The sequence below is a fragment of the Pseudochrobactrum sp. AO18b genome, from assembly GCF_000409565.1.
Lineage (GTDB): Bacteria > Pseudomonadota > Alphaproteobacteria > Rhizobiales > Rhizobiaceae > Pseudochrobactrum > Pseudochrobactrum saccharolyticum.
Genome location: NZ_ANNO01000011.1, coordinates 1 through 12,250 on the forward strand (window position 1 = coordinate 1; position 12,250 = coordinate 12,250).

Sequence of the window (12,250 nt, forward strand, 5' to 3'; positions counted from 1 at the left end):
TTCATAGCCGGACAGTTTGAATTTCAGCGCTACCCATTCAGCGGTACCACCGAAAATCGTATTGGCCAGCGCATAAGGCAGAGCAAAACCAAGCGCACGGATATGCGCAGGGAACATTTCTGCCTTCACCACCGCATTGATCGAGGTGTAACCGGTCACGATAATCAGGCCTGCCAGCGACAGACCGAAAGCCACATATGGATTGGTTGTTGTCGAGAGGGTCGAGAAGATCGGATAGGTGAACAACACGCCCATCACACCAAAACCGATCATCAGTGGCTTGCGGCCAACGCGGTCGGAAAGCGCACCGGCCAGCGGCTGGATCAGCATGAAGATCAGCAGTGCGAGCGCAGTGATTTCACTGGCGGATTCCTTGCTGAAACCGGAAGTGTTGACGAGGAATTTCTGCAGATAGGTTGTGTATGTGTAGAAGGCCAGCGTACCACCGGCTGTCAGTGCCAGAACGGTGAAGGCTTCTTTCGGATAATGCTTGAACAGGGCAAAACCGCTGGAGCGTGGTTTGTCGCTGGTTTTGGCATTATCGAATGATTTTGTTTCCACAAGACCACGGCGAACCCAGAATACGAAGATCGCCAGCAGACCGCCGATGAAGAACGGAATACGCCAGCCCCATTCACCGAGCTGTTCCGGTGTGAGAAGACGCTGAAGGATCAGCAAGACGCCGAGGGCGGTCAGCTGACCGGCAATAAGGGTCACATATTGGAAGCTGGAGAAGAAACCACGGCGGCTTTTGCCAGCCATCTCGCTCAAATAGGTTGCGCTGGCGCCATATTCACCGCCCACACTCAGACCCTGCAACAGGCGGGCAAAAACGAGCAATGCCGGTGCCATAACGCCGATTGTTTCATAGGCCGGTGTCACTGCAATAATCAGCGAGCCGATACACATCAGCGTAACAGAAAGGGTCAGACCGGCTTTGCGGCCTTTGCGGTCGGCATAGATACCCATGATCCATGCGCCGATCGGGCGCATCAGGAAGCCGACTGCAAACACGGCCGCAGCACTCAGCAGCTCGGCTGTCTGGTTGCCTGACGGGAAGAATTTAGGCGCAAAATAAAGCGTAAAAGCAGCATAGACATACCAGTCATACCACTCAACAAGATTACCGGCAGAACCGCCGAGAATAGATTTTATGCGGGTTTTTCGGTCGAGCTCCGGCGCCGGCGAATGAGCCGGTGAAGCATTGTCTTTAGGCGACATTTCAAATCCAATCTTACACCAAAAAGCAAAACCGGATATTGCAAAGCGAAATATCGGCCTGAGAAACTGAAAACGGAAACGTCTTGGGAGACACGTTTATCCGTTCTGTTTCAGGCGATACGCTTTATCCGGTGTTGCCGTTCTCTAAAAAGGAAACGAAAAACACTCTGCTGCCGCAGATATTATCCGGCGCACAGAGCCAGACCATGTGTTTAACTACAGCCTGACTGATCGGGAGATGCAGCCTGAAAAATGCCTGAACAGAGAGGTTCTTTGACTTTAACGTAAACGGCCTATGCCGATAAATCGGTTTTGTCTACTGGCTGGCGGGCAATTTATGAGGCATTGGCTTGTATTCTTTAAATGCTTGAAAGTTTCGTGCGTATGAGAGTTTTAAAATGTTATAAAATTGCATCTGCATAGCTGCTGAAAAGAATAGATACGGGCCATTGTTGAAATCGAAACAGCTCTCTTGCTTTCTTCAAAAGAAACAGTAACGTCGCGCTCGCAACAGAGCCTTATGTTTCAGACTATGCTTTGGTGCCGATAATTGATCTGACGTCACATGCTGAATGTGAAGGGGGCTGAGTGTGGGGAGCGCCAGTCTGCCGGAATACTCTCCGAAAACCCGCACATTTATGGCCCCATATTTTTAAGGCCAGGCACCTTTACGGCAGTGACAATATGAATACGCAAACGCATAATCTCCGCGCAGCTTTGATTGCCTTTATTGCTTTCACAGCATTTTCAGGGGCGGATACAATTGTCAAAACACTGAGCGCCCGCATCGGTGTTTATGAGACAACATTTTTGCTGTCCGTTTTTGCTCTGTCTTTCATTGTTGTTCATGGCTGTCTCAGCGGGCAGGCAAAGCGTTTGCTGCCGGTTTATCCAAAACTGGCCTTTGGCCGTGCGCTGCTGTTGTCGATGAATACGCTGCTGATCTATTATGCATTTTCGGCTTTACCGCTGGCTGAAGCCTATGTTTTGGGCTTTCTGTCTCCGATTTTTGTCGCGATTGTTGCTTTTATCATGGTGGGAGAGCGCCTCTCCTTGCGGGGCTGGTTCGGCGTTCTTCTCGGCTTCGCCGGTGTGATCTGGATTTTGCAGCCGGGTGCGGCACCATTGTCTGCGGGGCATCTGGCCGCTTTGGGTTCGGCATTGTTTTTCGCCATTGCGCAGGTTTTGCTGCGCCGTGCCAAAAGCGATGAGTCTGACAAGGCGCTGGTTGTTGCTCTGCTGATTGTCCAGTCCTGTTTTGCCGGATTGCTGGCGCTTTATAACGGCCTGATTACACCGCAGTGGCAGGATCTGGGGCTGGCGCTTCTCGGCGGCGGGCTGATTGCTTTTGCGCAGACGATGATTGTTAAAGCGTTCCGTCTGGGATCTGCCGCGATTGTTGCGCCCGTTCAATATAGCCAGATTATCTGGGGACTGTTCTATGGGGCATTACTGTTTAACGCTCCGGTGGAAATTCACATGCTGGCCGGTGCCGTCGTCATCCTGATTTCCGGCTGGCTGGTGCTGAATTAAGATATGCTTTTGCTTTGAACCAGCCGGATCATGCCGGCTGGCGGACTATATTTATCGCTTTATATTGACGGCATTGCTGTCTCCCTTAATTTACCGGCATAGCGGGAATAATCCGCATAGGAATGAGGGGGAGGCGGATGCAGATGCCGCATGATAATAAGACGTCGATATCCGATGCTGAAAATGAGCTGATTTATCCGGCGCATCCTTTGCCTGAAAGCGGAAATCTGCAAAATCTGACGAAATATGTGCGTACAGGCCGCGCAATGCTGACCGGTATTTTTCTGATGATGCTGGTTTATGCGCTGTATTTTGCGCGGGATTTTTTCATGCCGGTCACGCTGGCCATTTTGCTGGCGCTGATGCTGACACCGATTGTCCGTTTCTCCAAAAAACGGCTCGGCATTTCCGAAGCTATTTCGGCCACTCTGCTTGTGGTCTTTTCTTTTTCCTTCATCGGAGTGACCGGCTATCTTTTAAGCGGGCCGGTTACGGAAATGGTGAGTGAAGCACCGGAGATCGGGCGGGAGCTGACAGAGAAGCTGCACCGGTTGCGCGCACCGGCAGAACATTTGCTCAATATCAGCAAGCAGGTCGATCAGGTCGCACAAATGGGACAAGACCCCAAAGTGCAGACAGTTTCGCTGGCGCAGCCCGGAATTCTTTCACAGGCTGCGGGCAATGTCTTGTCAGGAGGCACGACAATTGCTGTGACATTTATCCTGACACTGTTCATTCTTGCCTCGGGAACCATGTTCTATGAAAAGATCATCCAGTCTTTTGGCAAACTGAGCGAAAAGAAGCGTGCCTTGCGTGTCGTCTATGATGTGGAACAGGTTATTTCCAGCTATCTGCTGACGATCACGGTTATTAACGGGCTTTTGGGGCTGGCAATCAGTCTGGGGCTGTGGACATTGGGGATGCCGACACCGTTTGTCTTCGGTGTGATGGCGGCGCTGCTTAATTTCCTGCCCTATATCGGCGCATTGACGACAATTGTCGTGGTCGGGATCATTGCCATCGTGTCCTTTGACCAGATCGCCTATGCCATGCTGGCTCCGGCTTTTGTGCTGGCCTGTAATATTCTCGAAGGGCAGATTGTAACGCCGACCATTATCGGCCGGCGTCTTGAACTGAATACGGTTGCGGTTTTTGTAGCCGTTGCCTTCTGGTCATGGCTGTGGGGCTTCATCGGCGCCCTGATAGCGGTGCCGCTTCTGGTTGTCATAAAAGTTTTCTGTGACCACTTTGAAACATTGCGCCATGTGGGCAATTTCTTGTCGGCGCAGACCACAGAAGATGAGAACGAAACCGGTGAGGAAAAAGCGAAGCCATCCTAACCGATTGTTTTCATTTTGCTTTCAGGGTCTGAATTTTTTGGCTCTGTATTGGTCGTGCGGGAAATTGCATTTTTTTATTATAAAATGCTGAATTGAGCACTGATACAAACCTGTAATATTAGTGTCATATAGCTGTTATATAGAGCGCGTAGATGGCTGGTAACGTCCAAAACGTTACCTCATTCTTCTAACTGGAGCTGCTCCTATGAATAAGCTGATTACAACGACTGCTGCATTGGCAATTGCTGCTGTAGCCGGTGCTACTGCCGCTCAGGCTCGCGACCAGATTCAGGTTGCCGGTTCGTCAACCGTTCTGCCATATGCCAAGATCGTTGCTGAAACTTTCGGCGAAACCTATCCGGATTTCAAAACCCCTGTTATTGAATCCGGCGGTTCGGGCGCAGGCATCAAGGATTTCTGTAAAGGTGTAGGCGAAAACACAATCGATATCGCCAATGCATCCCGCGCAATGAAGTCTTCTGAACTGCAGTCCTGCATCGATGCAGGTGTAAAAGATGTTCAGGAAGTACGCATCGGTTATGACGGTATCGTTTTCGCAACTGACATTAACGGTCCGGACTGGAAGCTGGCTCCGGTTGATGTTTACAAGGCTCTTGCTGCTAAAATCGTTGTAGACGGTAAGCTGGTAGATAATCCGAACACCAAGTGGAATCAAGTTAACGCCGCTCTGCCGGATTGGGATATTGCTGCTTACATTCCGGGTGAAAAACACGGTACCCGTGAAGTTTTCGAAGAAAAGCTGCTCGCTGACGGTTGTAAAGAAAGCGGCGCGCTGGAAGTCATCAAAGCCGGTGGTGCAGATGACAAGGCAGCTGCCAAGACCTGTATCGCTGTGCGTAAAGACGGCAAGGCTGTTGATATTGACGGTGACTACAGCGAAACACTCGCCCGCATCAGCGCCAATAAAACCGGCGTTGGCGTATTCGGCCTGTCCTTCTATGAAAACAATGCTGACAAGCTGAAGGTTGCAACTGTGAACGATATCGTTCCAAGCGTTGAAACCATTGCCAAAGGCGAATATCCGGTTTCCCGTCCGCTGTTCTTCTACGTGAAGAAAGCGCATCTGGGCGTGATCCCTGGTCTGAAAGAATATGTGGAATTCTTCCTTTCCGATCAGATGATTGGTGATGAAAGCCCGCTGGCAGACTATGGTCTGGTTCCGGCACCGGAAGCAGAGCGCAAAGAACAGCGCGATGCATTTGCAGCCGGTACTGTAATGCAGGTTAAATAATTTGAATATGGTCCGGGTGCAGACAAGCTCTGCGCCCGGATTGTCTTTTGTCGTGGACGGTGATCAGGGAATTTAAATGTCGATCATGCTGGTCTTAACAATTGTCTTCGTGCTGGGCGTCGCAGGATTTTTCCTTGGCCGCGCCAAAGCGGTTGCACAATTGAATACCGTAAAAAACGTGGCAGATAAAAAAGAGAAACCACATTCCCGTCCGCATTATCACGGATGGTGGGTTTTCTCTCTGACAGTCATGCCGGCAATTATTTTATTTGTCGTCTGGTCGCTGAGCGCCACCGTCTATCTGGAGCAGACTGCCAAATCGCAGTTGCAGGATGCTCTCGGCAACACTGAAAATTACAGCGAAAGCCTGTCGCTCGGCGTGGTGAAAAGCCTCGCACACGGGTTTGAGCGTCTTGATCCGTCGAGCCGTGAAAACCTGCCGCAGACCTATTCTGAAGTTCGCGCTTTGATGGCTGAAAAAGGCATCGCGCTGGCGACAGAAGGTCAGGATGTGATGGTGCCGGTTGCGGTACAATGGAACAAGGCAGCCGCCTTATCCTCGAATATCCGCGCAGGTCTGACGATTGCTCTGGCTATTGCCGGATTTATCTTTGGCTGGATGACAATCGCACCGCGCGTCCGCGCCCGCAACAATGTGGAAAGCATTGTGCTGTGGGGGCTGATCGCTGCCTCAACCATCGCCATTCTTACCACTGTCGGCATCGTCTTCTCGATGCTGTTTCAGACAATCAATTTCTTCAGCGATGTTCCGGCCTACGAATTTTTCTTCGGAACGGTTTGGGATCCGCGTTTTGCCGCTGCCGGTGCCACAGATTCCCATGGTCAGTTCGGTCTGATCCCGCTGCTTGCCGGTACGCTTTATATCGCGCTGGTCGCCATGGTCTTCGCGGTGCCGGTTGGTCTGTTCGCCGCGATTTATATGTCGGAATATGCCGGTGCCAAAACCCGCGCTATCGTCAAGCCGCTGCTGGAAGTGCTGGCCGGTATTCCGACCATTGTTTACGGTTTCTTCGCGCTGGTCACAGTCGGCCCGTTCCTGCGTGACCTGAGTGCCGCCCTGACCGGTGGTCAGGGTTTCATCATGGCGCAGAGTGTGCTCACTGCCGGCTTAGTGATGGGCGTGATGCTGATCCCGTTCGTATCCTCTTTGTCCGACGATATTATCACTGCCGTACCACGCTCCCTGCGTGACGGCTCATTGGGTTTGGGTGCCACCCGCTCCGAGACGATCAAGCGTGTGATCCTGCCTGCTGCGCTGCCGGGTATTGTCGGTGCGCTGCTGCTGACCGCTTCCCGCGCCATTGGTGAGACCATGATCGTGGTACTCGCTGCGGGTGTGGCTGCCAATCTGACGCTCAACCCGTTTGAAGCAATGACGACGATCACTGTAAAAATCGTCAACCAGCTGACCGGTGACCTTGAGTTCAACTCACCGCAGACACTGGTGGCTTTTGCACTGGGTATTACGCTCTTCTTCCTGACCCTGCTGATGAATATTTTCGCTCTCTACATTGTGCGTAAATATCGGGAGCAATATGAATGACCGACGCTGTTTTCACTCCCAAGACAACTTCAACCGCACCTGCCCGCCGTGATATTGGCATCAAGCGCCGCTATGCTGCAGAACGCCGTTTCCGCATGTATGGTGTGATTGCGATTGCAATCGGTATTTTCTTCCTCTGTGCGCTGTTTTTCTCGGTGTTTTCCAAAGGCTACACAGCCTTCTGGCAGACAACGATCGAAATTCCGGTGCTGCTGGATGAGAAGGTGATTGATCCGTCCAATGAACGCGCAAGCAATCCGAATGTGCTGATTACAGCGAATTATCCGCTGCTGGTGCGCAATGCATTGGCTGACAAGCTCGGTGTGGAGAAATCCAACCGTCCTGCCATGCGCGATATGACCCGCTTCTATTCGGATGGCGTTCGTCTGCAATTGCGTGAAATGGTGATGGCTGATCCGAAACTGATCGGCACAACCCAGACAATCAAATTCCTTGCGGCTGCGGATATTGACTCGGCCAATAAAGGTCAGATCGACCTGTCGGTTGACCAGAGCAAGCGTAAAGTCTCCGATCTTCAGGTTGGCTGGATGAAGACACTGAAGGATGAAGGCGTTATGCGCCAGTCCTTCAATACCGGCCTGTTCACCATGGGTGCTTCCAGCCGTCCGGAAACGTCGGGTCTGGGCGTCGCGCTGATCGGCTCGCTCTATATGATGCTGATCGTGCTGGTCTTTGCTCTGCCGATTGGTGTTGCTGCTTCGATTTATCTGGAAGAATATGCGCGTAAAAACCGCTTCACCGATATTATTGAAGTGAATATCAACAATCTTGCTGCGGTGCCGTCCATCGTGTTCGGTCTGCTGGGTCTGGCGGTTTTCATCAACTTCTTTGGCATGCCGCGTTCGGCCTCGCTGGTTGGTGGTCTGGTGCTGACGCTGATGACATTGCCGACAATCATTATTGCAACGCGCGCAGCTTTGCGTGCGGTGCCGCCATCAATCCGTGCTGCGGCTCTGGGGCTTGGTGCTTCCAAAACGCAGGTTGTGTTCCACCACGTGCTGCCGCTGGCCGCGCCGGGCATTCTGACCGGCACGATTATCGGTCTGGCTCAGGCACTGGGTGAAACAGCGCCGCTGTTGCTGATCGGTATGGTTGCCTTTGTTGCCAATGCTCCAGTTACTCCTATGGATCCTGCGACTGCACTGCCGGTACAGATTTTCATGTGGGCTAATGAAGCAGAACGTGCTTTTGTAGAGCGGACATCGGGTGCGATTATTGTGCTCCTCCTGTTCCTCGCTGTGATGAATATTGCCGCAATCATTCTGCGCCGCCGTTTTGAGCGCAGATGGTAATCGGGACGGAGTTGCGATCATGAACCTGATGAATGATTATACTTTAGAGAAAACACTCGGAGAAAAGATGAACGCCTTGCCAAAAAAAATCAAAATGCGCGGGGACAAGGTCAAAGTTTTCTACGGTGAAAAACAGGCTTTGCACGGTGTTGATCTGGATATTGAAGAAAACAGCGTAACCGCGCTGATCGGCCCGTCCGGTTGCGGTAAGTCGACTTTCCTGCGCTCGCTCAACCGTATGAATGACACGATTGAAGGTTGCCGCGTTGAAGGTCTTATCACGCTCGATGGCGAGGATATTTACGATCCGAAAATCGACGTGGTGGAACTGCGTGCCCGTGTCGGCATGGTGTTCCAGAAGCCAAATCCGTTTCCGAAATCGATCTATGAGAATGTTTCTTACGGCCCGCGCATTCATGGTCTGGCGCGCAGCCGTGCGGATCTCGATGTCATCGTTGAGAAGAGCCTGCGTGGCGCCAGCCTCTGGGAAGAAGTGAAAGATCGCCTCAATGATGCAGGCACAGGTCTTTCCGGCGGCCAGCAGCAGCGTCTTTGCATTGCCCGCGCAATTGCGGTGAGCCCTGAAGTCATTCTGATGGATGAGCCTTGCTCGGCGCTTGACCCGATTGCAACCGCGAAAGTGGAAGAGCTGATTGACGAGTTGCGCCGTGACTATACGATTGTCATCGTGACCCACTCAATGCAGCAGGCTGCGCGTATTTCGCAGACCACAGCCATGTTCCATCTGGGCAATCTGGTAGAGGTCGGTGACACGGATATGATGTTCACCACGCCGAAAGAAAAACGTACGCAGGACTATATTACCGGCCGTTTCGGCTGATCTGAGCTTACACGTAAAAACAAACAAGATAGAGCATTTTCTATGAGGCAATATAAGCCGGAAATGCTCTGGAGTTTTACAGACTGCTTTGGCAGTGCCACAGGATAAGGAAATTTCCATGCCGTCACAGCATACGGTTACGTCCTATGATGAAGAACTGAAGTTTCTCGCCCGTAAAATCGCCGAAATGGGCGGTCACGCGGAGCGTATGGTGGAGCAGTCCATCAAGGCGATTGTGACTGCCGATAATGCGCTGGCACAGCGGGTCATTTCCGAGGATCTGATCCTTGATGCAGGCGAACGTGAAATTGATGACAAGGCGATTATGATTATCGCCAAGCGTCAGCCGATGGCTGTGGATTTGCGCGAAATTATCGGCGCGATCCGTATTTCAGCGGATTTGGAACGCGTGGGCGATATGGGCAAAAACATTGCCAAGCGTGTCGTTGCCGTTTCGGAAACACGCCAGTCGGTGAAGCTTTATCGCGGTCTGGAAACACTGGCAGAGCTTGCCCGCACCCAGCTTAAAGATGTGCTGGATGCCTATGCAACGCGTTCTGTGACCCAGATCAATATTGTCCGCGACCGCGATGATGAAATTGATGCGATGTACACATCGCTGTTCCGCGAACTTCTGACTTATATGATGGAAGATCCGCGCAATATTACGGCCTGTACGCATCTTCTGTTCTGCGCCAAGAATATTGAGCGTATCGGCGATCATGCCACCAATATTGCCGAGACAGTCTATTACATTGTCACCGGTAATCAGATGCCGCCGGATCGTCCGAAAGATGATCTGAGCCATGACGTCGTTCTCGACGAATTGCATAAAAACTAAGCTGTTCTAACCGGCAGCGGATATGCAGGGCATTCAGCCCTGCCTGTCAGAATAAACATCATGCATTCCGGCTGTGCCGGAATGCAAATGCCCCCTTATGTCTAAACGAATAGTGGATACGCAATGTCACACACGCCAAGAATAGCGGTTGTTGAAGACGAAGAAGCCATCAGCGAATTGCTGCGCTATAATCTTGAGGCTGAAGGCTATCAGGTCGATACGATCCTGCGTGGCGATGAAGCCGAAATTTATTTACGCGAAAACGTCCCTGATCTTCTGGTTCTCGACTGGATGCTGCCTGGTGTTTCCGGCATCGAACTTTGCCGCCGTCTGCGTCAGCGCGCAGAGACAGAACGTCTGCCGATTATCATGCTGACAGCACGCGGTGAGGAATCCGAGCGCGTGCGCGGTCTGGCCGTTGGTGCGGATGATTATGTTGTCAAACCATTCTCCACACCGGAACTGCTGGCACGTATCAAGGCGATGCTGCGCCGCGCTAACCCGAGTGTGCTTTCCCATGTGCTGAAAGTCGGTGAGATTGTTCTCGACCGTCAGCAGCACCGCGTTTACCGCAAGGAACGCGAAATCAAACTCGGGCCGACAGAGTTTCGTTTGCTGGAATATTTCATGATGGCACCGGGGCGCGTTTTCTCGCGCACGCAATTGCTGGATGGTATTTGGGGACGGGATATTTACGTCGACGACCGCACGGTGGATGTGCATATCGGCCGTCTGCGCAAGGCGATCAATACCGGTCGTGAAGTGGATCCGATTCGCACCGTTCGCGGTGCCGGTTATGCTTTCGGCTGATAACCGGCCGGATATTTTTGAAAAATACTGAACCGGTGTGAAGAAAATTCACGCCGGTTTTTATATTTCTGATTCTGCGAAAAGCCGTGTCTGCAAAGGCTCTAGCGTCATAAAAGCAAATTGCCTTCACAAAATATCAGCCATTTGTAACGCGCTGTAATGAATTATGACTAACGCAACGGGGCGGTCAATTGCATGATGCGCCCGTGTCTGAGGTGCTATCAGGTTGTGAAATAAGGCAATATCGTACCGGAAATGCTGCAAAGCCATGATCCGGCAAGCTGCTTCATTTCACAAGGTTAGTGAAGTCTTTACGTAATCTTGCGTATTTTAGTAATCACTCAAAAGAATGCGTTAACAAAGCGTTAACTAATGAGGCGCATTTTCTTGGGGTAAATTTTAACCGGTTGTCGCTAACCGGAACACGAATATAAATCGGGCCTTGCGCCTTTATTTAGCCCTAATAGCCCCCGAATTTCCCGGGGCTCGCGCACAGGATCTCTGTGTGACCCGGGTGTACGGGAAATTATTGATAAGGATGAACCGTTGAAACGCTCTTATTTAGCGAAAACACTGTTTATCGGTGCTCTGGTTGCCACGCCGTTTATCCTTGCTGGCTGCACCACGACTTCGACCGGTTCCAAATCTGCCAAGGCTGCACAGCCTGCCAAGGAATCCGGTGTAACCGTCCGTAATGGCAAAAAGACCTACACATACACCTCCAGAGACCGCGAGTGCCTTGAGCGCGCAATGTTCTTTGAATCTGCCCGCTCCAGCCGTGATGGCCTTGTTGCAGTCGGCACGGTGGTGATGAACCGTCTGGTCTCGGAAAAATATCCGGAAACCATTTGCGGCGTTGTCGGACAGAAGAACCAGTTTGCACCGGGCGTTATGACCCGTGCCATGAATTCCAAAGCCTTGCCGGATGTGAAAGAAGCGGCGGATTCCGTGCTGAAAGGCGAACGCCATCCGAAGCTGAAGAATGCAATGTTCTTCCATACGGCCGGTCTGAAATTCCCGTATAGAAATATGCATTATGTGCTGGTTGCCGGTGGTAATTCTTTCTACGAAAAGCGCCGCAGAGACGGTACGCTGGAATCGCCGCTGCCTGAAACCCCGTATAATCTGGCGGCTGCCTATGAGCCAAGAAACCAGTCCATGCCGGATAGCATCTATGATGTAACGGATACGGCTAAGGCCGGTAAAGGCGACCGCCTGCCTGTCGTTGCTCCGGTGATGGTGGCATCTGCCGGACAGGCTGCGCAGGATGTGCAGGCTGCACAACCGGTTGCAGCGGAAGCACCGGTGCAGCTTGCCTATCATGCACCGGCTGTAAACACACCGGTTCCGGCGCAGCTGCCGTTTGAAACCAAACCGGTTGCAGCCTCCGCAACGCAGAATGCTTTTGCAGCAGGTGCGGAAGATATGAACAAGCAGAAAGTTGATGCGATCGGCGCATTGTTGCTGACGCAGGATCGCCCTGAACCGGCAAGCTGATCCCGCATCTTGTTATCGACCGAAATGAAAAAGCCCCC

10 protein-coding genes are annotated in these 12,250 nt (G+C 51.9%); 9 read left to right on the top strand and 1 reads right to left on the bottom strand.

What is annotated here, in order from left to right:
• On the bottom strand, nucleotides 1-1,221 hold a 1,221-nt coding region (locus A918_RS18995), incomplete at its 3' end, for an MFS transporter (protein ID WP_022709185.1).
• 684 nt (nucleotides 1,222-1,905) lie between these two features.
• Between A918_RS18995 and A918_RS0100655 the strand changes: the two genes are divergently transcribed.
• The 9 genes from A918_RS0100655 (at nucleotide 1,906) to A918_RS0100695 (ending at nucleotide 12,212) form a co-directional block, all read left to right on the top strand.
• Nucleotides 1,906-2,754, top strand: a complete 849-nt coding sequence (locus A918_RS0100655) for a DMT family transporter (protein WP_022709186.1) — start codon at nucleotides 1,906-1,908, stop codon at nucleotides 2,752-2,754.
• Between the two features lie 266 nt (nucleotides 2,755-3,020).
• Nucleotides 3,021-4,094, top strand: a complete 1,074-nt coding sequence (locus A918_RS19000; protein ID WP_051138954.1) for an AI-2E family transporter — start codon at nucleotides 3,021-3,023, stop codon at nucleotides 4,092-4,094.
• Between the two features lie 205 nt (nucleotides 4,095-4,299).
• Nucleotides 4,300-5,346: a PstS family phosphate ABC transporter substrate-binding protein gene (locus tag A918_RS0100665; RefSeq protein ID WP_022709188.1), complete on the top strand. Its 1,047-nt coding sequence runs from the start codon at nucleotides 4,300-4,302 to the stop codon at nucleotides 5,344-5,346.
• 76 nt (nucleotides 5,347-5,422) lie between these two features.
• The gene (gene pstC / locus A918_RS0100670; RefSeq protein ID WP_022709189.1) at nucleotides 5,423-6,910 is read left to right on the top strand and encodes a phosphate ABC transporter permease subunit PstC; all 1,488 of its coding nucleotides are present in this window, start codon (nucleotides 5,423-5,425) and stop codon (nucleotides 6,908-6,910) included.
• Nucleotides 6,907-8,223: a phosphate ABC transporter permease PstA gene (gene pstA, locus A918_RS0100675; protein WP_022709190.1), complete on the top strand. Its 1,317-nt coding sequence runs from the start codon at nucleotides 6,907-6,909 to the stop codon at nucleotides 8,221-8,223. Before pstC ends, pstA begins: the two co-directional genes overlap by 4 nt.
• A 67-nt stretch (nucleotides 8,224-8,290) precedes the next feature.
• Complete coding sequence (gene pstB, locus A918_RS0100680) at nucleotides 8,291-9,064, top strand: phosphate ABC transporter ATP-binding protein PstB (RefSeq protein WP_028233202.1); 774 nt, start codon at nucleotides 8,291-8,293, stop codon at nucleotides 9,062-9,064.
• A 118-nt stretch (nucleotides 9,065-9,182) separates the two neighbouring features.
• Complete coding sequence (gene phoU, locus A918_RS0100685; RefSeq protein WP_022709192.1) at nucleotides 9,183-9,905, top strand: phosphate signaling complex protein PhoU; 723 nt, start codon at nucleotides 9,183-9,185, stop codon at nucleotides 9,903-9,905.
• A gap of 123 nt (nucleotides 9,906-10,028) precedes the next feature.
• The gene (gene phoB / locus A918_RS0100690) at nucleotides 10,029-10,715 is read left to right on the top strand and encodes a phosphate regulon transcriptional regulator PhoB (protein WP_022709193.1); all 687 of its coding nucleotides are present in this window, start codon (nucleotides 10,029-10,031) and stop codon (nucleotides 10,713-10,715) included.
• Nucleotides 10,716-11,261: 546 nt separating this feature from the next.
• The gene (locus A918_RS0100695; RefSeq protein WP_022709194.1) at nucleotides 11,262-12,212 is read left to right on the top strand and encodes a cell wall hydrolase; all 951 of its coding nucleotides are present in this window, start codon (nucleotides 11,262-11,264) and stop codon (nucleotides 12,210-12,212) included.
• The last annotated feature ends 38 nt before the right edge of the window (nucleotides 12,213-12,250 follow it).

Excerpts from the sequence above, each read along its gene's own strand:
- A918_RS0100655 (WP_022709186.1), top strand. The coding sequence starts at position 1,906 with ATGAATACGCAAACGCATAATCTCCGCGCAGCTTTGATTGCCTTTATT.
- A918_RS19000 (WP_051138954.1), top strand. The coding sequence starts at position 3,021 with ATGCTGACCGGTATTTTTCTGATGATGCTGGTTTATGCGCTGTATTTT.
- A918_RS0100665 (WP_022709188.1), top strand. The coding sequence starts at position 4,300 with ATGAATAAGCTGATTACAACGACTGCTGCATTGGCAATTGCTGCTGTA.
- pstC (WP_022709189.1), top strand. The coding sequence starts at position 5,423 with ATGTCGATCATGCTGGTCTTAACAATTGTCTTCGTGCTGGGCGTCGCA.
- pstA (WP_022709190.1), top strand. The coding sequence starts at position 6,907 with ATGACCGACGCTGTTTTCACTCCCAAGACAACTTCAACCGCACCTGCC.
- pstB (WP_028233202.1), top strand. The coding sequence starts at position 8,291 with ATGAACGCCTTGCCAAAAAAAATCAAAATGCGCGGGGACAAGGTCAAA.
- phoU (WP_022709192.1), top strand. The coding sequence starts at position 9,183 with ATGCCGTCACAGCATACGGTTACGTCCTATGATGAAGAACTGAAGTTT.
- phoB (WP_022709193.1), top strand. The coding sequence starts at position 10,029 with ATGTCACACACGCCAAGAATAGCGGTTGTTGAAGACGAAGAAGCCATC.